This is a genomic window from Pseudomonas sp. F-14 TE3623, assembly GCF_053629015.1.
In genome coordinates this window covers 5,934,546-5,954,848 of record NZ_JBRJHM010000001.1, presented here as the reverse complement: position 1 = coordinate 5,954,848, position 20,303 = coordinate 5,934,546, and the positions used below count along the sequence as shown (strand labels likewise).

Sequence of the window (20,303 nt, the reverse complement as noted above, 5' to 3'; positions counted from 1 at the left end):
GGACTCCCATGGACACCTTCCAACCTGCCTTCAGCAGTTGGCTGAACGCGCCTGCCCATCAGCAATGGCTCGCCGCCGAAGGCCTGCGCCTGCTGGCATTTGCCAAGGCTTCAAAGCTTGCCGAAGGCTTTGGCAATCTCGATGAAAAGGGTCGCCTCCCGGCCAACGCGCAAGCTGAAACCATGAACACCGCGCGCATGACCCACAGCTTCGCCATGGCCCACATCCAGGGCCTGCCGGGTTTTGCCGAGCTGGTGGATCACGGCATCCAAGCCCTCAGCGGGCCGCTGCGTGATGCCGAACACGGAGGCTGGTTCGCCACGCCCGAACACCGCGACGGCAATACCGACAAAGCCGCTTACCTGCATGCTTTCGTGGCGTTGGCCGCGAGTTCTGCGGTGGTCGCTCAGCGTCCTGGTGCACAAGCCTTGCTCGACGATGCGATCCATATCATCGACATGCATTTCTGGTGCGAGGAGGAGGGCGCCATGCGCGAATCCTTCAACCGCGATTGGAGTGAAGAGGAAGCCTATCGCGGCGCCAACAGCAACATGCACGCCACCGAAGCCTTTCTCGCCCTGGCCGATGTCACCGAGGACAACCGCTGGCTGATTCGCGCCCAGCGCATCGTCGAGCGCGTCATTCACGATCACGCCGCGGCCAATGACTATCTGGTGGTCGAGCATTTCGACCGCGACTGGCAGCCGCTACGCGACTACAACCACGACAACCCGGCTGACGGATTCCGCCCTTACGGCACCACGCCGGGCCATGGTTTTGAATGGGCGCGGCTGTTGCTGCATCTTGAAGCGGCGCGGGTACAGGCCGGGATACTCACGCCGGGCTGGCTCGCCACCGATGCGCAAAAACTGTTCGACCACAATTGCCGTCACGGCTGGGACGTCGACGGTGCGCCGGGCATTGTCTACACCCTCGACTGGGACAATCGCGCAGTGGTTCGCCATCGGCTGCACTGGACGCACGCCGAAGCCAGTGCCGCCGCCAGTGCGCTGCTGAAACGCACCGGGGATGAGCAATACGAGCACTGGTACCGGCTGTTCTGGGAATTCTGTGACAGTCATTTCATCGACCGTTGCGATGGCAGTTGGCATCACGAACTCGATCCACTGAACCGTCCGAGCGCCGATATCTGGGCCGGCAAACCCGACCTGTATCACGCCTGGCAAGCCGTTTTGATCCCGCGCCTGCCGCTGGCGCCGAGCATGGCCACTGCGCTGGCGCAATTGTCCCAGAGCGTTGCTGTGTAATCAGTTGTGTAACCATATGGTGACATTCGCGCGTCCCTTCGTTACCTGCGAAGGGGCATCCCCTGTTTAGAATCCTATGCAGCGCAAGCACCAGACTTGCATGCATAACAACAAGAAAGGTACTACTAGATGAATGCGATTTCTCGCCTCGCTACTGTCATTTCTCTCGCTTCACTGCTTCCCGTTGCTGCATTCCCTGTCAGTGCCCTTGCCGCCGATGCCAAAGGTTCGGTGGAAGTCGTTCACTGGTGGACGTCTGGTGGTGAAAAAGCGGCCGTCGATGTGCTCAAGGCCCAAGTCGAAAAAGACGGCTTCACCTGGAAAGACGGCGCAGTCGCCGGCGGTGGCGGTTCCACGGCCATGACCGTACTCAAAAGCCGCGCCGTGGCCGGTAACCCGCCGGGCGTTGCCCAGATCAAAGGTCCGGATATCCAGGAGTGGGGCAGCACAGGTCTGCTCAGCACCGACACCCTCAAAGACGTTTCCAAGTCCGAAGGCTGGGATAACCTGCTGATCAAGAAAGTCTCCGACACCGTGAAATACGAAGGCGATTACGTCGCCGTGCCGGTGAACATCCACCGCGTCAACTGGCTGTGGATCAACCCGGAAGTCTTCAAGAAAGCCGGGATCGAAAAAGCGCCGACCACCCTCGAAGAATTCTATGCCGCTGGCGACAAACTGAAAGCCGCCGGCTTCATCGCGCTCGCTCACGGTGGCCAGCCTTGGCAGGACAGCACCGTGTTTGAAGACGTGGTGCTCTCGGTCATGGGCGCCGACGGTTACAAGAAAGCCCTGGTCGATCTGGATCAGAAAACCCTCTCCGGGCCGGAGATGGCCAAGGCCTTCACCGAGCTGAAAAAAATCACCGGCTACATGGACCCGAACCGCGCTGGTCGTGACTGGAACATCGCGGCCGCCGACGTCATCAATGGCAAGGCCGGCATGCAGATGATGGGCGACTGGGCCAAGAGCGAATGGACCGCCGCGAAGAAAGTCGCGGGCAAGGACTACCAGTGCGTGCCGTTCCCGGGCACCGAAAAAGCCTTCACCTACAACATCGACTCGATGGCTGTATTCAAGCTCAAAGCCGATCGCAAAGGCGACATCGCCGCCCAACAAGACCTGGCCAAGGTCGCTCTGGGCAAAGACTTCCAGAAAGTCTTCAGCATCAACAAAGGCTCGATCCCGGTGCGTACCGACATGCTTAACGACATGAGCGCGCTGGGCTTCGATTCTTGCGCTCAAGCGTCCGCCAAGGATTTCCTGGCTGACGAGAAGACGGGCGGCCTGCAACCGAGCATGGCGCACAACATGGCCACGTCCCTGGCCGTGCAGGGCGCGATCTTCGATGTGGTCACCAACTTCATGAACGACAAGAACGCTGATCCGGCCAAGGCCAGCGCACAACTGGCATCGGCTGTTAAAGCTGCCCAGTAATCCCTGACGCCGCTTGACCCCTGTGGGAGCGAGCCTGCTCGCGATAGCTGACTGACATTCAACATCGATGTCGACTGATACACCGCTATCGCGAGCAGGCTCGCTCCCACAAGGGATCGCCGTGCCGATTTCTTTCCTCTTCACCTGGATTATCCCGATGAGCTCTGTGGCGGTTTTCAGCAAAGCCTCACCGTTCGACGCACTGCAGCGCTGGCTCCCCAAGCTGGTTTTGGCGCCAAGCATGCTGATCGTCCTGGTTGGTTTTTACGGTTACATCATCTGGACATTCGTACTGTCCTTCACCAATTCCAGCTTCATGCCGAGCTACAAGTGGGTCGGCCTGCAGCAATACATTCGCCTGATGGACAACGATCGCTGGTGGGTCGCGAGCAAAAACCTCGCGGTGTTCGGCGGCATGTTCATCGGCATCAGCCTGGTGCTGGGTGTGTTCCTCGCCGTGCTGCTGGACCAGCGCATTCGCAAGGAAGGCTTCATCCGCACTGTTTACCTGTACCCGATGGCGCTCTCGATGATCGTCACCGGTACCGCGTGGAAATGGCTGCTTAACCCAGGCCTGGGTCTGGACAAAATGCTGCGCGACTGGGGCTGGGAAGGCTTCCGTCTCGACTGGCTGGTGGATCAGGATCGCGTGGTGTATTGCCTGGTGATCGCCGCCGTGTGGCAAGCCTCCGGGTTTGTGATGGCGATGTTCCTGGCCGGCCTTCGTGGTGTCGATCAATCGATCATCCGCGCAGCGCAAGTCGACGGGGCGAGCCTGCCGACCATCTACCTGAAGATCGTATTGCCGAGCCTGCGCCCGGTGTTCTTCAGCGCTTTCATGATCCTGGCGCACATCGCGATCAAGAGCTTCGACCTGGTGGCGGCGATGACCGCGGGTGGCCCGGGCTACTCGTCTGACCTGCCGGCGATGTTCATGTACTCCTTCACTTTCAGCCGTGGCCAGATGGGCATTGGTTCGGCGAGCGCCATGATGATGCTCGGCGCGATCCTGGCGATTCTGGTGCCGTACCTGTACTCCGAATTGCGAGGCAAACGCCATGAGTAATCAACTCGGAAAACCGGCCATCAGCTTCAGCCGTATAGCCATCTACGCAACCCTGTTGCTGGCCGCCGCGATCTATTTGGTCCCGCTGGTGGTGATGCTGCTGACCAGTTTCAAATCGCCGGAAGACATCCGCACCGGCAACCTGTTGAGCTGGCCGCAAGTGATTGACGGCATCGGCTGGATCAAGGCCTGGGACAGTGTCGGCAGCTACTTCTGGAACTCGGTGAAAATCACCGTCCCGGCAGTGCTGATCTCTACGTTCATCGGTGCCATGAACGGCTATGTGCTGTCGATGTGGCGCTTCCGTGGTTCGCAACTGTTCTTCGGTCTGCTGTTGTTCGGCTGCTTCCTGCCGTTCCAGACCGTGCTGCTGCCAGCCTCGTTCACCCTCGGCAAGATCGGCCTGGCCAACACCACCACGGGCCTGGTGCTGGTGCACGTGGTCTACGGCCTGGCGTTTACCACGCTGTTCTTCCGCAACTACTACGTGAGCATTCCGGATGCGCTGGTCAAGGCGGCGCGGCTGGATGGCGCGGGCTTCTTCACGATTTTCTGGAAGATCCTGCTGCCGATGTCGATCCCGATCGTGATGGTCTGCCTGATCTGGCAGTTCACGCAAATCTGGAATGACTTCCTGTTCGGTGTGGTCTTCGCCAGTGGCGATGCCCAGCCGATTACCGTGGCCCTGAACAACCTGGTCAACACCAGCACCGGGGCCAAGGAATACAACGTTGATATGGCCGCCGCGATGATCGCCGGGCTGCCGACACTGCTGGTCTACATATTCGCTGGCAAGTATTTCCTGCGTGGGCTGACGTCCGGCGCGGTCAAGGGGTAGAACATGGCAACTCTCGAATTACGTAACGTCAACAAAACCTACGGCGCCGGTCTGCCGGACACCCTGAAAAACATCGAACTGAAGATCGATGACGGGGAGTTCCTGATCCTGGTCGGCCCATCGGGCTGCGGTAAATCCACGCTGATGAACTGCATCGCCGGTCTGGAAAACATCAGCGGCGGGGCGATCCTGGTGGACGACGCCGACATCAGCGGCATGAGCCCGAAAGATCGCGACATCGCCATGGTGTTCCAGTCCTACGCGCTGTACCCGACCATGAGCGTGCGCGACAACATCGCGTTCGGCCTGAAGATTCGCAAAATGCCCACCGCCGAAATCGACGAAGAAGTCGCTCGCGTGGCCAAGTTGCTGCAAATCGAACACCTGCTGAGCCGCAAGCCCGGTCAGCTCTCCGGTGGTCAACAACAGCGCGTGGCCATGGGCCGGGCGCTGGCGCGGCGGCCGAAGATTTACCTGTTCGATGAACCGCTGTCCAACCTCGACGCCAAGCTGCGGGTCGAGATGCGCACCGAAATGAAACTGATGCACCAGCGCCTGAAAACCACCACGGTCTACGTGACCCACGACCAGATTGAAGCCATGACCCTGGGCGACAAAGTGGCGGTGATGAAGGACGGGATCATTCAGCAATTCGGCACGCCGAAAGACATCTACAACAACCCGGCCAACCTGTTCGTGGCGAGCTTCATCGGTTCGCCGCCGATGAACTTCATCCCCCTGCGTTTGCAGCGTAAGGAAGGTCGGTTGGTAGCGCTGCTCGACAGCGGTCAGGCGCGCTGCGAATTGCCGCTGGGCATGCAGGACGCCGGGCTCGAAGACCGTGAAGTGATCCTCGGCATGCGCCCGGAGCAGATCGTTCTGGCGGGCAGCGAGCCGAATGGTTTGCCGACCATTCGTGCCGAAGTGCAGGTCACCGAACCGACCGGTCCCGACACCCTGGTGTTCGTCAATCTCAACGACACCAAAGTCTGCTGCCGCCTGGCACCGGATGTCGCGCCGGCCGTGGGCGAGACCCTGACCCTGCAATTCGATCCATCGAAAGTGCTGTTGTTCGATGCCAAGACCGGTGAACGCCTGGGGGTGGCCGGCCTGCCGAAAGCTGAAGCTCACAGCGCCAACGTAGCCCAATTCAAAGGCCGCTGAAGATCAAAAATGTGGGAGCGGGCTTGCTCGCGAAAGCGGTCTGACATTCAACAGATGTCGACTGACACACCGCCTTCGCGAGCAAGCCCGCTCCCACAGGGGGATTCGCGGCAGATGGGGACATCCGTCGCAATCGATGTAAACCGCGTTAGATAAAAACAGTTAATAACAATAAAGACGAGGATGTAGGGATGAAGAAGAAGAACAACGCTCAGCTTATCTGCCAGTTGTCAGCGATTGCGGCAATGATGCTGGCCGGTAGCGTGCAAGCGGCTGACGCGTTCAGTGCCGACTCGCAGTGGATGACCGGGGATTGGGGCGGCGAGCGGACCAAGCTGATCGAACAAGGTATCGACATCAAGGCCGACTACGTCGGTGAAGTGGGCGCCAACCTGCATGGCGGCTACAACGACGACAAGACGGCGCGTTACGCCGACCAGTTTGGCCTGGGCGTGGCACTGGACCTGGAAAAGCTGTGGGGCTGGGATAACACACAAGCCAAGATCCAGCTCACCAACCGTAACGGTGAGAACATCTCCAATGACCGTGTCGGCGACCCGCGTGCCGGCACCTTGAGTTCTTCCCAGGAAGTCTACGGCCGTGGCCACATGGTCCGTCTGACCCAGTTGTGGATCAAGCACCAGTTCCTCGACGGTAAACTGGACGTCAAGGCCGGTTACTTCGGCGAAGGCGAAGATTTCAACACCTTCCCTTGCGAGTTCCAGAACCTGGCGTTCTGCGGTTCCCAAGCGGGTAACTGGGCTACCAACATCTGGTACAACTGGCCGGTCATGCAGGCGGCGGTTCGCGTGAAGTACAACATCACGCCTGAGTTCTATGCGCAGATCGGCGCGTACAATCAGAACCCGTCGCAACTGGAGCACGGTAACGGCTTCAAGCTCAGCGGCAGTGGTACCAAGGGCACCGTCTTGCCGGTCGAACTGGTCTGGTCACCGAAGGTCAACAACCTGCCGGGCGAATACCGTGTGGGTTACTACAAGAGCACGGCCGATGCCGATGACGTCCGTAAAGACGACAACGACAATGACGCAGCGACCACAGGTAACTCCTATCGCAGCCACGACAGCAAGCATGGCTACTGGTTTGTGGCGCAGCAACAACTCACCACCCACAACGGTGATGCTTCACGCGGTCTGAACATCGCGGCCAACGCCACCTTCCACGACAAGGACACCAACATCGTCGATAACTACCAGTCGCTGATGTTTGTGTACAAGGGCCCATTCGACGCACGTCCAAAAGATGACGTCGGGATCGGTTTTGCCCGTATCCATGTCAATGATGACGTGAAGAAAAACGCCGAATTGGTCAACGCCGCCAATGGTGTCAGCGACTACAACGATCCGCTGTTCGCGCCGTTGCGTTCCACCGAGTACAACTACGAAATCAACTACGGCTTCCACGTTACCAACTGGCTGACCGTCCGTCCTAACCTGCAATACATCACTCACCCGGGCGGTGTGGATGAAGTCGACAATGCTCTGGTGGCCGGTCTGAAAATTCAGTCGGTGTTCTAACGCTGTTGCGATAAGCTCCTCTCTATGTGCGCATTTTTGCGGACGGCCATGGCTGTCCGCTTTTTTTTGGGGGCAGCACACCCCTTGGACAGATCGTTCCCACGCTCTGCGTGGTAACGCCGCTCTGGACGCTCTGCGTCCATCGTATGTGACGCAGAGCGTCACGGGATGCATTCCCACGCAAAGCGTGGGAACGATCAGGTAGAAAAATGATTTTCAGGACCGTGGCACATGCTTGAGCATCCGCTACAACGCTTCTTCAAATCCTTGCGCGAACGTCCGGTGTTCGCGTGGGAGCGCTACCAGATGCGCGACGTGCTGGTGATCGACCATCCGCTGTGTCAGGCGGTGTTCAGTCGGCAGGGCGCGCAGTTGCTGCACTTCCAGCCAAAGGGTCAGAAACCCTGGCTGTGGTGCGCGGCGAAGTGGCCACATGTCGGTGCGATTCGCGGCGGTGTGCCGGTGTGCTGGCCGTGGTACGGCCGTCATCCGAGCGAAAACGCCTGGCCGTCCCATGGTTGGGCGCGTTTGCTCGACTGGAAACTGCTCGACAGCAGCAGTGATGACGATGGCGTGCGCCTGCACTGGCAGTTACAGCTGTGCGACTGGCAAGTGGACTTGCATGCGCACCTGGGCGAACGCATGGATTTGCACCTGAGCACCGAGCATCAGGACGACATGCCGTGCCAGTTGAGCCAGGCGTTGCACGCCTATTGGCGTATTGGTGACGTGGGTGAGGTAGCGCTGTCTGGGCTCGACGGCGCGCAAGGTTACGACCAGTTGAGCCGCCAGGTTTGCCAGCAGGAAGGCGAGTTGAGGGTCGACGGGGGTTGTCAGCGAGTGTTCCAGCATGACGGCGAATTGCAGCTCATGGACCACGCCTGGCAGCGGCAGCTGTGCATCGATACCGGTGACCATGCGGACACGGTGGTCTGGCATCCCGGCTCGCGGCCGTTGCTGGGGGTGAGCTGGAATGAGGTTTTAGAGTTCGTCTGTGTGGAGGCAGCCAGCGGCGGGACCGACAGCCTGTGCCTGGCACCGGGAGAAAGGGCGCATTTGAGTTTGCAGGCGCGGGTTGGGGCTTAGCTCAAGATCCAGGGTGTTGCGGGTATCGCCTTCGCGAGCAAGCCCGCTCCCACAGTGGATCTGCTTTGAACACAAATACTGTGTCCACTGAAGATCTAATGTGGGAGCGGGCTTGCTCGCGAAGGCGGCTTGTCAGGCGATATAAAACTCAGATTGGGTTAATTAAACTCATCCCCAATCGGATACCGACTGGCATTCAGGCTTTCCTTGATCTTGCGCAAATGCGGCTGGAAATCCACGCCCCGGCGCAGGGTCATGCCGGTGGCGAGCACATCGAGCACGGTCAACTGAATGATCCGCGACGTCATCGGCATATAGATGTCGGTGTCTTCCGGCAGCGGAATGTTCAGGCTCAAGGTACTGGCCTTGGCCAGCGGCGACCCCTCGGCCGTCAAACCCAGCACTGAAGCGCCGTTTTCCCGGGCGATGCGCGCCACTTCCACCAGTTCGCGGGTGCGGCCGGTGTAGGAAATGATCACGAACAACTCACCGGTATGGGCCACCGAAGCAATCATGCGTTGCATCAGCACGTCGGCATGGGCAGTCACCGCCAGGTTGAAGCGGAAGAACTTGTGCTGCGCATCCAGCGCCACCGGGGCCGAGGCGCCGAGGCCGAAGAAGTGGATCTGCCGGGCCTGGATCAACAGGTCGACGGCGCGACTGATCAGGTTCGGGTCAAGCGCCTGCAACGCACTGTCCAAAGAGGCGATGGCGCTGCCGAAAATCTTTTTCGTATACGCTTCCGGATTGTCATCGGCTTCAACCGCCCGGCTGACATACGCCGCGCCACTGGCCAGGCTCTGGGCCAGCTGCAGTTTCAGTTCCGGGTAGCCGCTGACACCGAACGAACGGCAGAAACGGTTGACCGTCGGCTCGCTGACCTTAGAGGCTTGGGCGAGGGCGGCGATGCTGAACCGGGTGGCCTGCTCTGGGTTGAGCAGGATCACTTCGGCGACTTTGCGTTCTGCCTTGTTCAGGTCTTCAAGGCGATTCTGGATCTGTTCCAGTAAATTTCGCACGCGGTCCATTACATGTTCCTTAGGTCAGCAGCGCAAATAAGCGTTCGGCTAATGCAAATTGGGCCTTTGATACGACCCATAAAGGTGGCCTATCCTACTGATGGCTCCGATCGACCACCACTCGGAATCTGTATTTTGCGAAAATGTTGTGGTTATTACTACATTTTCCCTTGAGTGATGCCTTGAAAAAAGGTATTTGTAGCTTAACTTGATAAAAGAACAAACATCATGCCTTCGATTACGGTTGAACCGTGCACCTTTGCCTTGTTCGGCGCTCTCGGCGATCTAGCCCTGCGCAAGCTGTTTCCTGCCCTCTATCAACTCGATGGTGCCGGCCTGCTTCATGAGGATACGCGTATTATCGCGCTGGCCCGTGAACCCGGCAGCGAGCAACAGCATCTGGCATTCATCGCCACTGAGCTGCGCCGTTACGTGGGCGCCAAAGAGCTGGATGAAGCGGTGGTCGAGCGCTTCCTGGCCCGTTTGAGCTACCTGCACGTCGACTTCCTCAAGGCTGACGATTACGTCGCCCTGGCCGAGCAGGCTGGCAGCGCCCAGCGAGTGATTGCCTACTTCGCCACTCCGGCAGCGGTTTATGGCGCTATTTGCGAGAACCTGTCGAAGGTCGGCCTGACCGAAAACACCCGTGTAGTGCTGGAAAAACCCATCGGTTCGGACCTGGAATCCTCGCGCAAGGTCAACGACGCCGTGGCGCAGTTCTTCCCGGAGAACCGCACTTACCGCATCGACCACTATCTGGGCAAAGAGACCGTACAAAACCTGATCGCCCTGCGTTTCGCCAACAGCCTGTTCGAAACCCAGTGGAACCAGAATTACATCTCCCACGTGGAAATCACCGTGGCCGAGAAGGTCGGGATCGAAGGCCGTTGGGGCTATTTCGACAAGGCCGGCCAGCTGCGGGACATGATCCAGAATCACCTGCTGCAACTGCTCTGCCTGATCGCCATGGACCCACCGGCCGACTTGTCCGCCGACAGCATTCGCGACGAGAAAGTCAAAGTCCTCAAGGCCCTGGCGCCGATCAGCCCGGAAGGCCTGACCACTCAAGTGGTGCGCGGCCAGTACATCGCCGGTCACAGCGAAGGCAAATCGGTACCCGGGTATCTGGAGGAGCCTAACTCCAACACCCAGAGCGACACCGAAACCTTCGTCGCCCTGCGCGCCGATATTCGTAACTGGCGCTGGGCCGGCGTGCCGTTTTACCTGCGGACCGGCAAGCGTATGCCGCAAAAACTGTCGCAGATCGTCATCCACTTCAAGGAACCGTCGCACTACATCTTCGCCCCCGAGCAGCGCTTGCAGATCAGCAACAAACTGATCATCCGCCTGCAACCGGACGAAGGTATTTCCTTGCGCGTGATGACAAAAGAACAAGGCCTGGACAAGGGCATGCAGCTGCGCAGCGGTCCGTTGCAGCTGAATTTTTCCGACACCTATCGCAGCGCGCGGATTCCCGACGCCTACGAGCGGTTGTTGCTGGAAGTGATGCGCGGCAATCAGAACTTGTTTGTCCGTAAAGATGAAATCGAAGCCGCGTGGAAGTGGTGTGACCAGTTGATCGCCGGGTGGAAAAAATCCGGTGATGCGCCCAAGCCGTACGCGGCCGGGTCGTGGGGGCCGATGAGCTCCATTGCACTGATTACGCGGGACGGGAGGTCGTGGTATGGCGATATCTGAATTGAAACTGCCTCAGGGCGTTAGCGCTCATGAGTTCAAAAGCCCGGTGCTGCTGGCCGAAGGCCTGGCATTGACAGTGGCCAAGCAACTGAGCGACGCGATTGCCGCACAAGGCGCCGCGACGCTGGTGGTGTCTGGAGGACGTAGTCCGGTGGCGTTTTTCCAGCACCTGGCCAAGCAGGCACTGGACTGGTCGAAAGTGGTGGTCAGCCTGGCTGACGAGCGCTGGGTGCCGGTAGAACATGCCGACAGCAATGCCGGTCTGCTCAAGCGTTATCTGTTGCAAGGCCCGGCGGCCAAGGCCCAGTTCCTGAGCCTCTACAGTGCCACCGCCAACCTGGAACAGGCCGCCGAGCAGGCTGATCGCTTGCTCGCCGAATTACCGTCGATCGACGTGCTGGTGCTGGGCATGGGTGACGACGGTCATACCGCGTCGCTGTTCCCCAACAGCCCGAACCTGGCCGACGCCTTGAAAGTCGACGGCACCCGTCGTTGCTGGCCGATGCTGGCGCCGACCGTGCCCCATCAACGCCTGACCATGAGTCGCGCGCTGCTGGCTTCGGCGAAGCACACCGTTCTATCGATTTCCGGTCAGTCCAAGCTGACCACCCTGAATGCCGCACTGGCCGGTGACGATGTCGCCGCCATGCCGATTCGGGCGTTTCTGCAACCTACGTTAGAGATTTACTGGTGCCCATGAACCAAGGATCAGCCGCTATGACAAACACATCCCCGACCGTTTCCATGGCGGACAAAGTTGCCCTGATCGACAGCCTCTGCGCCAAGGCGCGGATCCTGCCGGTGATCACCATCGCTCGTGAACAGGACGTACTGCCGTTGGCCGACGCCCTGGCGGCCGGTGGCCTGACGGCGCTGGAAGTGACCCTGCGTTCGCAGTTCGGTCTCAAGGCGATCCAGATCCTGCGCGAGCAGCGTCCGGAACTGGTGACCGGTGCCGGCACCGTGCTTGATCGCAGCATGCTGGTCGCTGCCGAAGCGGCCGGTTCGCAATTCATCGTCACGCCGGGTATCACCCGTGACCTGCTTGAAGCCAGTGTCGGTAGCCCGATCCCGCTGTTGCCGGGCATCAGCAACGCTTCCGGCATCATGGAAGGCTATAGCCTGGGTTATCGCCGCTTCAAGCTGTTCCCGGCGGAAGTCAGCGGCGGCGTCGCGGCCATCAAGGCCTTGGGCGGCCCGTTCGGCGAAGTAAAATTCTGCCCGACCGGTGGCGTCAGCCCGGCCAATATCAAAAGCTACATGGCGTTGAAAAACGTGATGTGCGTGGGCGGTAGCTGGATGCTTGACCCCGAGTGGATCAAGAACGGTGACTGGGCCCGCATCCAGGAGTGCACCGCCGAGGCGTTGGCCCTGCTGGACTGATTTACCGAATTTTTACCAAACACTTCGTTGTGTGTTCTACGGCTTTACGGTGCGCTTGGTCAGTGCACCGTTTTTTTTTGCCTGAAATAACCCCCCCTGTGGGAGCTGTCAGACCGCTTTCGCGGGCAAGTCGGATCGCCGCACCGCCGCTCCCACAGGACATCATGCGATACATAGTTACCGCATCTCGTCGCTCGTCCAGCGTTAACCTGCGTTCATCTTATGGAAGAGAGAACGTCATGGAAGACAACACTGCAATTACATTCCCGCCACCGGCTTGCCAACTGTCACCCGAACAGATCGACGGCCCGTATTTTCGAAACCCGAAACTGATCAGACGAAACATCAGCGAAGGCATGGATGGCATCCCCTTGGTGCTGCGACTGACGATCGTCGATGCGATGACCGGTCAACCGGTCACGGGGGCGGTGGTTGATATCTGGCATTGCAATGCGCGCGGGGCGTATTCGGGCTGGAGCAAGATCGACCCGGACAAGGAAGTCGACGTCGATGCCATCGGTTCAATCCCGCGCACCGATGACGATACCTACCTGCGCGGCGGGCAATTTACCGATCACCAGGGCGTGGTGCGATTTACCACCATTTACCCGGGTTTTTATGCCGGCCGCGCCCTGCATATTCATGTGGCGGTACGAATCACGGCCGGCAACAACTACCTGGAAGAGCGGCATGTCGCCTGGGTTGGGCAGCTGTACTTTCCCGAGGTGGTTTCGCGGTCGGTACTCAAGGCCCGCGAGTACCGTGGGCGTGGCATCTGCGCGCTGAACAACGAGCAGGATGAGTTCTATCAGGGCATGGGCGGTGAAGCCTCGACCTTGAATGTTCATGCCATCGGTCGAGACTCGAACGACGACGGCTTTTTCGGCCACATGACCATCGGTGTCGACACGTTTGCGGTGTCATCGCAAATCAAGCCCGAGGACTTCGACAAGTACACCGTGTGACGTCAGCGCAATTCGGTCAGCGCCCGGGCCAGCAGATCCATGTCGGCTGCGGTGGTGGTGAGTCCCGGCGTAATGCGGATGCACGGGCCACACGCCGCACCGCTGCGCGCCACGGTAAACAGGTTGTAGTCGTTGAGCAGTCGCTCGACCATCACCTGCTGATCGGCATGCCGGGTAAAGCGCATCGCGGTGATGCCGCAATACAGGCGCGGGTCATTCGGGGTCATGACTTCGATTCCCGGTAACCCCCGAACGGCATCGACCCATCGGTTGCGCAGGTAATTGAGTCGCGTGCCCTTGGCGACGGAACCGCCCATCGCGTGATGTTCTTCGAACACCAGCGGCAGGGTTAGCAGGGCCGGGATATTCGGGGTGCTGTACGGCGTGCGGGCGCGAATGTCGGTGACCGGGAAATGCATCTCGCCCATGTCCGGGTCGATGTCGGCCAGCCGCTGAGGGGCGATGTAAATGAAACCCAGGGTCAGCGGCGCACCGATCCATTTATGCAGGTTGTAGCCGGCAAAGGCGATGCCCAGTTCATCGAGATTGAATTCGATCTGACCGAGGGCATGGGCGCCGTCGAGAATCACATCGATGCCGTGTTCCCTGGCGGCGGCGGCAATCGCCTGCACCGGCATCACCAGTCCGGTGCGATGGGTGACGTGGGTCAGGGCCATCAGCTTCAGTCGCGGATAACGCATGAAAGCTTCGCGGTAAGTGGCCAGTAAACTGTCGAAACTGGCGGGGTGGCGGTGTTCGATCTCGATCACTTCCACGCCTCGATAGCGCGCGAGCCAACGCATCGCGCCCTTGACCGTGTCGTACTCCAGATCGCCTATCAGCACCTGATCGCCTGGCTCCAGGCGGTTGTAGTTTCGGATCAGCGATTGCAGGCCGTCCGAGGCGTTGCGGGTGAGGGCGACGGCTTCGGCGGGGGCTCCGATCAGCTCGGCCAATTGCGCACGAATCTTGACGCTTTCGCCCTGTTCGAAGCGCTGGCGCACATGCACCGAGTTGCCGCGGTTGATCAGCTCGATGTTGCGCTGATACTCCTCGACCACGGTGCGCGACATGCGCCCGAAGTAACCGTTCTCCAGGTTCAGGGGGCCGGGTTCAACAGCATAACGGTCGGCAAAGGTCTGCCAAAAGGCTTCATCGCGGGAACGGCGGGTGTTATCGGGCATGAGCAACTCGGTGAGGTAGGGCGGGTCAGTGGCGAGGGGCGGGTTTGCCGTGTTTGGCGCGTAGCGGTTCAAGCAGCTCCGACAAGCCGTTGTGGTCGATTTCCTGCATTAAAGCCAGCAAACCGCCCAGTTCACCGTGGGGGAAACCTTCGCGAGCGAACCAGTTCAGGTACTGGCCGGGCAGGTCAGCGATGATGCGACCCTTGTATTTGCCGAAGGGCATTTCGCGGGTAATCAGCAGTTCGAGCTTTTCGGGATTCATCATCAGTCGTCTTGATTCGAAACAGTCTGGAAAATACAGGCATTCTGCATGCAGGCCAAATGACAGTTCATGCAAAAAAAGCGGATACAGATCTCTCGTTAAAAGCCAACCGATTGAAATATAAGTAAAAAGTAATCAATTCAAAGCTGGCATGCAGGGTGCAACTACTTATTGCATCTTTCATCAACCGCAAGGAATTGAAAAATGACCGACATTAATAAAGACGCGATCTCTGTACTCAACGACCTGATTGAAACCAGTAAAGACGGTCAGGAAGGGTTCAAGACTTGCGCTGAAGACATCAAGCATCCAGAACTTAAAAACCTGTTCATTCAGCGCTCCGCCGACTGCGCTGCTGCCGCTGCCGAGCTGCAGGCTGCCGTGCGTTCCCTGGGCGGTGATCCGGAAACCTCCACCAGCGTCAGCGGCGATTTGCACCGTCGCTGGGTCGACGTGAAGGCGATGTTCACCGGCAAGGACGAAGAGGCCGTGCTGAACGAGGCCGAACGCGGTGAAGACCATGCGCTGAAGGCTTACAAGGAAGCCCTGGAAAAAATCAACAAGGACAACCTGGTGAGCATTCGTGACATCGTTGAACGCCAGTATCACGGCGTGCAACGCAATCACGATCAGGTGAAAGCTCTACGTAACCAGGCTCGCGCACGCTCATAAGCGTTCGTTATCTGTCAAAACGCCAGCAAGTCTGGCGTTTTTTTATGTTCGGGATTTAACGCTGGACGGGATATAGCTAGCTAGTAATTTGCTTTTCAAGTGATCTTGCCTGTCTTACGTGTCCATCACTTTGCAGGCCTTGTTCGCGCCTGACCGCCACGCCTTGGATTTCGCGATCAAGACTTTGATCGGCGGCGACCTGGCGCTGCGAAGTGTCATTAGTGGTGGTGAATTCTGGAAAGTCTAGTGGCTAATTAGTGGCGTCCTCCGCATACGGATCTTTCTCCTGCACGTCCGATCGACGTGGGTCATCAAGGAATCGAAATGCACAACTTCACCCATGGCGATAAAACCGTTTCTTTCACTGTCTTGAGCGGTGAAGTGGTGGGTAGCGAAAAAGTCAGCGAGACCCGTGTGACATCCACGGGCGGCGTTCATGTGAACGGTAACGACGGTGATGTGACGCCTGTGCGCATCAGTTCTGTTTCGATCATCAATCATGAGTTCTGGGTCAAAACCCCGGACGGCGTCGAGCATGATGTAAAGCTGCGCGGCGTGGACATTCCTTTGCGCACAGGTCAGGAAATCTCTTTGATCAGTGCCTTGAACAAGGATGGTTCGCCGCTGCACACCATTTTGCAGAACCACACGGCGTCCAAGCGCTGGGTGCTGCGTGACGCGAATGTGCTGAATACCGAGCTGGAGCTGTCGCCCTTTAACTGGAAGACAGTGCTGATCGTGCTTGGATTGTGCGTCGCCGGTCTTGCTACAGCCGGGCTAGGCTTCCTGGCGGCGACGGGCTATTTTTGCTACGCGTGGTATCAGGGCTCCCTGCGCAAGAAACTGCTGATTAGCGATTTGAACGCCTACATTGAGAAGCTGGGCAATCAGGTCGCCAGTCGCGGTCAGGCGCCAAGCCCTGTTCAAGTTGAAAGCCCGGTCCAGTCTGAAATCTCTTTCCAGGCCGAAAGTCCTGCACCGGCACACCCCCCTGCCGAGACTGAACGCCCTGCGCTGAACAGTGAGAGCGTGCGCAGGGCGTTATCGCGCAATCTCTGATTTGTCTCAGAGGCAGGCACAGCAAGGGGGAGCACGCTCCCCCTTCAGTTTTCCCGGACACCAGTGACGTGTGGGAGCGATCAGCGGACTTGCAAATCAGCCGATGCTGATCGCCGGCAGGGTAGGCAATGTCACAGTCTGTTGCTTGCGTGGCGCCAGAATCTCCGCCTCGCCATCCACCACCAACTCATCGCGCTGGTTGAACACTCGCGTGGCGATGCGTACACGAAACTTCGGTAGTTTCTCGAGAATCTCCAGGCGCACCGTCAGCGTGTCGCCAATTTTCACTGGCTTCTGAAAGCTCATCGTCTGACCGATATAGATAGTCCCCGGCCCAGGCAACTCGCAAGCGACCGCCGCGCTGATCAACGCGCCGCTGAACATGCCGTGGGCGATACGCTCCTTGAACATGCTGGCGGCGGCGAATTCGGCGTCCAGGTGCACCGGGTTGTGATCGCCGGACATGGCGGCGAACAACTGAATGTCACGCTCTTCGACGGTTTTGCTGTAGCTGGCCGTCTGGCCGACTTCGAGGGCTTCGTAAGGGGTGTTGGTAACCTGGGTCATCTGTCTCGATTCCTGTGACGAATTAAAAAAATCCACAAAAAAACTATTCGGTTCTGGGTGGCCGGCGAGTGCTCAAGGCCTGGGCGATCCAGTTCAGCACGTCGGCCGTCACTTCGTCGCGGTTGCTCTCGTTGAACAGTTCATGCCGGGCCTGCGGGTAAATAGTCAGCTGCAGGCTCTGGCAGCCAGCGTCGCGTAGCGCATGGGCCAGATCTTTCAGACGTTTACCTTCGCTCACCGGATCACATTCGCCGCCAATCACCAGCAGCGGCAGGCCCGGATCGATCTGGGCGAGATTGGACGCTTTGCTGATTTGCTGCAAGCCGCCGAGCAAATCGACCCACAGTTGATTGGTGCAACGAAAGCCGCAGAGCGGGTCATTGGCGTATTTGTCGACTTCGGCCGGGTCGCGGCTCAGCCAGTCGAACGGCGTGCGCGCCGGTTTGAATTTTTTGTTGAACGAGCCGAATGACAGCCATTCGATCAGCGCACTGCACCCCTTGGGCCCTTGGCGCAGGCGTTCCAGACGAGCAATCTGTCGCGCTGCGCGATAGAGCGCCACGGGCTGGAAGTTCGAGCCACTGAGAATCGCCCCATGCAGGCTGGCGCTGTGGTGCAGCAAGTAAGCCTGGGCGATGTAGCTGCCCATGCTGTGGCCCAGCAATACGATCGGCACGCCGGGATGCTGTTGGCCGATATGTTGGTTAAGGCTGGCGAGGTCGCCGACCACTTTGCACCAGCCATCATCGTCGGCGAAATAGCCCAGCGTGCCGTTTTCGGCAGATTTGCCATGTCCACGCAGGTCCGGCGCATAAACGCCGTAATCCTGATCACAGCAGGCTTGCGCCAGACGGGCGTAGCGACCGCTGTGTTCCGCCATGCCGTGGGCCAGGAGGATCACCGCCTTGAGCGGCGCGGCCGGCAGCCACTGGTTGACGAAGAGGCGGCTGCGGTCACTCGCGGTCAGCCAGAAAGTGTCGTGGATCATGGCGATTCCTTTGCATTGGGCTGCATGATGGGAAAACAGCCCCGCTGCATTGTATAGCGCATCCGTCGTCTACCGTCTGATCAGGCCACGGCGGGGCAGCAAGATTCACGCGATCTATGACGCCCGTGCGCATATTTGCCTGATTCACCATAGCTGCTAGTGTCCGGGAAGCACCGCTTTTTCAGAAGTGACAGAAAGCGGCCCCCGGATAGGCTCAGGTAAAGAGGACAAAAATAATGCAACCTGATTTCTGGAATGACAAACGCCCGGCCGGCGTGCCCCTGGATATTGATCTTGGAGCCTATAAGTCGGTGATCGAGGTGTTCGAGCGTTCCTGCAAGAAATTTGCTGACCGCCCGGCATTCAGCAACATGGGCGTGACCCTGACCTACGCCGAACTGGAACGCTACAGCGCCGCGTTCGCCGGTTACCTGCAAGCCCACACCGACCTGGTGCCGGGGGATCGCATTGCGGTGCAGATGCCCAATGTCCTGCATTATCCGATTGCCGTGTTCGGTGCCTTGCGCGCCGGGCTGATCGTGGTCAATACCAACCCGTTGTACACCGCGCGGGAAATGCGTCATCAGTTCAAGGACTCCGGTGCCCGGGCGCTGGTTTACCTTAACGTGTTCGGGCAGAAGGTCCAGGAGGTGCTGCCCGACACCGATATCCAGTACCTGATCGAAGCGAAGATGGGCGACTTGATGCCCACCGCCAAGGGCTGGCTGGTCAATACCCTGGTGAGCAAAGTCAAGAAGATGGTCCCGGACTATTCCTTGCCGCAGGCCATTTCCTTCAAGAGCGCGCTGCGTCTGGGTCGGGGCTTGGGCATCAAACCGCTGAACGTCGGCCTCGACGATATCGCCGTGCTGCAATACACCGGTGGCACCACCGGGCTGGCCAAGGGCGCCATGCTGACCCACGGCAATCTGGTGGCGAACATGCAGCAGGCGCGCGCGGTTTTGGGGCAATTCGGTGCAGACGGTCAACCACTGCTGCGCGAAGGTCAGGAAGTGATGATCGCGCCGCTGCCGCTGTACCATATCTATGCGTTCACGGCGAACTGCATGTGCATGATGGTGACCGGCAACCACAACGTGCTGATCACCAATCCACGGGATATTGGTAACTTCATCAAGGAACTGAAAAACTGGCGGTTTTCGGCGCTGCTGGGGCTCAACACGCTGTTCGTCGCACTGATGGACCATCCCGACTTCAAGACCCTGGATTTCTCCAGCCTCAAACTAACCAACTCTGGCGGTACCGCGCTGGTCAAGGCCACGGCCGAGCGCTGGGAACAGCTCACCGGTTGCCGGATCACCGAGGGTTACGGCCTGACCGAAACCTCGCCGGTGGCCTGCACCAATCCCTACGGCGACCAGTCGCGCATCGGCACGGTCGGCCTGCCGGTGCCGGGCACGACCCTGAAAATAATCGACGATGAAGGCGTCGAGCAGCCGCTGGGCGAGCGTGGTGAACTGTGCATCAAGGGCCCACAGATCATGAAGGGCTACTGGCAGAAACCCGAAGCCACCGCCGAAGTGCTGGACGACGACGGCTGGTTCAAGTCGGGCGACATTGCGGTGATCGACCCGGACGGTTTCGTGCGTATCGTCGATCGTAAAAAAGACATGATCATCGTCTCGGGCTTCAACGTGTACCCGAACGAGATCGAAGACGTGGTGATGGCCCATCCGAAAGTCGCCAACTGCGCGGTGATCGGCGTGCCGGACGAGCGTTCGGGGGAGGCGGTAAAGTTGTTTGTAGTAGCTCGTGAATCCGGGGTCAGCCTTGAAGAGCTGAAGGCCTACTGCAAAGAAAACTTTACGGCGTACAAAGTGCCCAAGCACATCGTATTGCGTGAGTCGTTGCCGATGACGCCGGTGGGCAAGATTCTGCGGCGGGAGTTGCGAGAGATCGCCTGATCGTTGAATGGCCGCGCTTCGCGCGATTCGCGGGCAAGCCTCGCTCTCACGGGTTTGGTGTTGTGCACAAAGAATGTGTACGACGCGGACCTTATGGGAGCGGGCTTGCCCGCGATGCTTTTGAGGGAAGAGGCCAAAAATACGGGGCTTTTAAGGCTTTATAGAATTTTTGCTCTAAAATGAC

General features: G+C 59.0%; 19 protein-coding genes. 14 read left to right on the top strand and 5 right to left on the bottom strand.

The window, feature by feature from the left end:
* The first annotated feature begins 8 nt into the window (after positions 1-8).
* The 7 genes from AB7M29_RS27655 (at position 9) to AB7M29_RS27625 (ending at position 8,397) form a co-directional block, all read left to right on the top strand.
* The gene (locus tag AB7M29_RS27655; RefSeq protein WP_454248459.1) at positions 9-1,268 is read left to right on the top strand and encodes a D-mannose isomerase; all 1,260 of its coding nucleotides are present in this window, start codon (positions 9-11) and stop codon (positions 1,266-1,268) included.
* A 129-nt stretch (positions 1,269-1,397) separates the two neighbouring features.
* Positions 1,398-2,705: an ABC transporter substrate-binding protein gene (locus tag AB7M29_RS27650; RefSeq protein WP_123719265.1), complete on the top strand. Its 1,308-nt coding sequence runs from the start codon at positions 1,398-1,400 to the stop codon at positions 2,703-2,705.
* 157 nt (positions 2,706-2,862) lie between these two features.
* Entirely contained in the window at positions 2,863-3,771 is a 909-nt protein-coding gene (locus tag AB7M29_RS27645; protein ID WP_007902369.1) for a carbohydrate ABC transporter permease, read from the top strand.
* Positions 3,764-4,609, top strand: coding sequence for a carbohydrate ABC transporter permease (locus AB7M29_RS27640; protein WP_030131859.1), 846 nt, complete (start codon positions 3,764-3,766; stop codon positions 4,607-4,609). The genes AB7M29_RS27645 and AB7M29_RS27640 overlap by 8 nt, the downstream gene beginning before the upstream one ends.
* A gap of 3 nt (positions 4,610-4,612) precedes the next feature.
* Positions 4,613-5,773 (top strand): ABC transporter ATP-binding protein, encoded by a 1,161-nt coding sequence (locus tag AB7M29_RS27635; RefSeq protein ID WP_217854246.1) that lies wholly within the window; start codon positions 4,613-4,615, stop codon positions 5,771-5,773.
* Between the two features lie 191 nt (positions 5,774-5,964).
* Positions 5,965-7,311 carry a carbohydrate porin gene (locus AB7M29_RS27630; RefSeq protein WP_217854245.1) on the top strand — a complete coding sequence of 449 codons (1,347 nt, stop codon included), beginning with the start codon at positions 5,965-5,967 and terminating at the stop codon, positions 7,309-7,311.
* Positions 7,312-7,542: 231 nt separating this feature from the next.
* Positions 7,543-8,397 (top strand): D-hexose-6-phosphate mutarotase, encoded by an 855-nt coding sequence (locus tag AB7M29_RS27625; protein ID WP_217854244.1) that lies wholly within the window; start codon positions 7,543-7,545, stop codon positions 8,395-8,397.
* A 158-nt stretch (positions 8,398-8,555) separates the two neighbouring features.
* On the opposite strand, the gene AB7M29_RS27620 is transcribed toward AB7M29_RS27625, so the two are convergent.
* Positions 8,556-9,416 carry a MurR/RpiR family transcriptional regulator gene (locus tag AB7M29_RS27620; RefSeq protein WP_173667542.1) on the bottom strand — a complete coding sequence of 287 codons (861 nt, stop codon included), beginning with the start codon at positions 9,414-9,416 and terminating at the stop codon, positions 8,556-8,558.
* A 228-nt stretch (positions 9,417-9,644) separates the two neighbouring features.
* Here AB7M29_RS27620 and zwf point away from each other — a divergent pair, with 228 nt between their 5' ends.
* The 4 genes from zwf (at position 9,645) to AB7M29_RS27600 (ending at position 13,462) form a co-directional block, all read left to right on the top strand.
* Positions 9,645-11,114: a glucose-6-phosphate dehydrogenase gene (gene zwf, locus AB7M29_RS27615; RefSeq protein WP_008072962.1), complete on the top strand. Its 1,470-nt coding sequence runs from the start codon at positions 9,645-9,647 to the stop codon at positions 11,112-11,114.
* On the top strand, positions 11,101-11,814 hold the full coding sequence (pgl, locus tag AB7M29_RS27610; protein ID WP_217854243.1) for a 6-phosphogluconolactonase: 714 nt from the start codon (positions 11,101-11,103) through the stop codon (positions 11,812-11,814). The genes zwf and pgl overlap by 14 nt, the downstream gene beginning before the upstream one ends.
* A gap of 17 nt (positions 11,815-11,831) precedes the next feature.
* Positions 11,832-12,497 (top strand): bifunctional 4-hydroxy-2-oxoglutarate aldolase/2-dehydro-3-deoxy-phosphogluconate aldolase, encoded by a 666-nt coding sequence (locus AB7M29_RS27605; protein ID WP_217854242.1) that lies wholly within the window; start codon positions 11,832-11,834, stop codon positions 12,495-12,497.
* Between the two features lie 239 nt (positions 12,498-12,736).
* A complete protein-coding gene (locus AB7M29_RS27600; protein ID WP_454248458.1) occupies positions 12,737-13,462 on the top strand; it encodes an intradiol ring-cleavage dioxygenase in 726 nt (241 codons plus the stop codon).
* 2 nt (positions 13,463-13,464) lie between these two features.
* On the opposite strand, the gene AB7M29_RS27595 is transcribed toward AB7M29_RS27600, so the two are convergent.
* On the bottom strand, positions 13,465-14,646 hold the full coding sequence (locus AB7M29_RS27595) for an aminotransferase class V-fold PLP-dependent enzyme (RefSeq protein ID WP_454248457.1): 1,182 nt from the start codon (positions 14,644-14,646) through the stop codon (positions 13,465-13,467).
* A gap of 25 nt (positions 14,647-14,671) precedes the next feature.
* Positions 14,672-14,908: a DUF3820 family protein gene (locus AB7M29_RS27590; protein ID WP_007949456.1), complete on the bottom strand. Its 237-nt coding sequence runs from the start codon at positions 14,906-14,908 to the stop codon at positions 14,672-14,674.
* 204 nt (positions 14,909-15,112) lie between these two features.
* Here AB7M29_RS27590 and AB7M29_RS27585 point away from each other — a divergent pair, with 204 nt between their 5' ends.
* Positions 15,113-15,580, top strand: coding sequence for a PA2169 family four-helix-bundle protein (locus AB7M29_RS27585; RefSeq protein WP_217854239.1), 468 nt, complete (start codon positions 15,113-15,115; stop codon positions 15,578-15,580).
* A gap of 324 nt (positions 15,581-15,904) precedes the next feature.
* Positions 15,905-16,639, top strand: a complete 735-nt coding sequence (locus tag AB7M29_RS27580) for a hypothetical protein (protein ID WP_454248456.1) — start codon at positions 15,905-15,907, stop codon at positions 16,637-16,639.
* Between the two features lie 96 nt (positions 16,640-16,735).
* Here AB7M29_RS27580 and AB7M29_RS27575 read toward each other — a convergent pair whose 3' ends face one another.
* Both AB7M29_RS27575 and AB7M29_RS27570 read right to left on the bottom strand, forming a co-directional pair.
* Positions 16,736-17,206: a MaoC family dehydratase gene (locus AB7M29_RS27575; RefSeq protein WP_007902410.1), complete on the bottom strand. Its 471-nt coding sequence runs from the start codon at positions 17,204-17,206 to the stop codon at positions 16,736-16,738.
* 43 nt (positions 17,207-17,249) lie between these two features.
* Positions 17,250-18,194, bottom strand: coding sequence for an alpha/beta hydrolase (locus AB7M29_RS27570; RefSeq protein ID WP_454248455.1), 945 nt, complete (start codon positions 18,192-18,194; stop codon positions 17,250-17,252).
* A gap of 236 nt (positions 18,195-18,430) precedes the next feature.
* Here AB7M29_RS27570 and fadD2 point away from each other — a divergent pair, with 236 nt between their 5' ends.
* The gene (gene fadD2 / locus AB7M29_RS27565) at positions 18,431-20,119 is read left to right on the top strand and encodes a long-chain-fatty-acid--CoA ligase FadD2 (protein WP_454248454.1); all 1,689 of its coding nucleotides are present in this window, start codon (positions 18,431-18,433) and stop codon (positions 20,117-20,119) included.
* Positions 20,120-20,303: the final 184 nt, after the last annotated feature.

Excerpts from the sequence above, each read along its gene's own strand:
- AB7M29_RS27655 (WP_454248459.1), top strand. The coding sequence starts at position 9 with ATGGACACCTTCCAACCTGCCTTCAGCAGTTGGCTGAACGCGCCTGCC.
- AB7M29_RS27650 (WP_123719265.1), top strand. The coding sequence starts at position 1,398 with ATGAATGCGATTTCTCGCCTCGCTACTGTCATTTCTCTCGCTTCACTG.
- AB7M29_RS27645 (WP_007902369.1), top strand. The coding sequence starts at position 2,863 with ATGAGCTCTGTGGCGGTTTTCAGCAAAGCCTCACCGTTCGACGCACTG.
- AB7M29_RS27640 (WP_030131859.1), top strand. The coding sequence starts at position 3,764 with ATGAGTAATCAACTCGGAAAACCGGCCATCAGCTTCAGCCGTATAGCC.
- AB7M29_RS27635 (WP_217854246.1), top strand. The coding sequence starts at position 4,613 with ATGGCAACTCTCGAATTACGTAACGTCAACAAAACCTACGGCGCCGGT.
- AB7M29_RS27630 (WP_217854245.1), top strand. The coding sequence starts at position 5,965 with ATGAAGAAGAAGAACAACGCTCAGCTTATCTGCCAGTTGTCAGCGATT.
- AB7M29_RS27625 (WP_217854244.1), top strand. The coding sequence starts at position 7,543 with ATGCTTGAGCATCCGCTACAACGCTTCTTCAAATCCTTGCGCGAACGT.
- zwf (WP_008072962.1), top strand. The coding sequence starts at position 9,645 with ATGCCTTCGATTACGGTTGAACCGTGCACCTTTGCCTTGTTCGGCGCT.
- pgl (WP_217854243.1), top strand. The coding sequence starts at position 11,101 with ATGGCGATATCTGAATTGAAACTGCCTCAGGGCGTTAGCGCTCATGAG.
- AB7M29_RS27605 (WP_217854242.1), top strand. The coding sequence starts at position 11,832 with ATGACAAACACATCCCCGACCGTTTCCATGGCGGACAAAGTTGCCCTG.
- AB7M29_RS27600 (WP_454248458.1), top strand. The coding sequence starts at position 12,737 with ATGGAAGACAACACTGCAATTACATTCCCGCCACCGGCTTGCCAACTG.
- AB7M29_RS27595 (WP_454248457.1), bottom strand. The coding sequence starts at position 14,646 with ATGCCCGATAACACCCGCCGTTCCCGCGATGAAGCCTTTTGGCAGACC.
- AB7M29_RS27590 (WP_007949456.1), bottom strand. The coding sequence starts at position 14,908 with ATGAATCCCGAAAAGCTCGAACTGCTGATTACCCGCGAAATGCCCTTC.
- AB7M29_RS27585 (WP_217854239.1), top strand. The coding sequence starts at position 15,113 with ATGACCGACATTAATAAAGACGCGATCTCTGTACTCAACGACCTGATT.
- AB7M29_RS27580 (WP_454248456.1), top strand. The coding sequence starts at position 15,905 with ATGCACAACTTCACCCATGGCGATAAAACCGTTTCTTTCACTGTCTTG.
- AB7M29_RS27575 (WP_007902410.1), bottom strand. The coding sequence starts at position 17,206 with ATGACCCAGGTTACCAACACCCCTTACGAAGCCCTCGAAGTCGGCCAG.
- AB7M29_RS27570 (WP_454248455.1), bottom strand. The coding sequence starts at position 18,194 with ATGATCCACGACACTTTCTGGCTGACCGCGAGTGACCGCAGCCGCCTC.
- fadD2 (WP_454248454.1), top strand. The coding sequence starts at position 18,431 with ATGCAACCTGATTTCTGGAATGACAAACGCCCGGCCGGCGTGCCCCTG.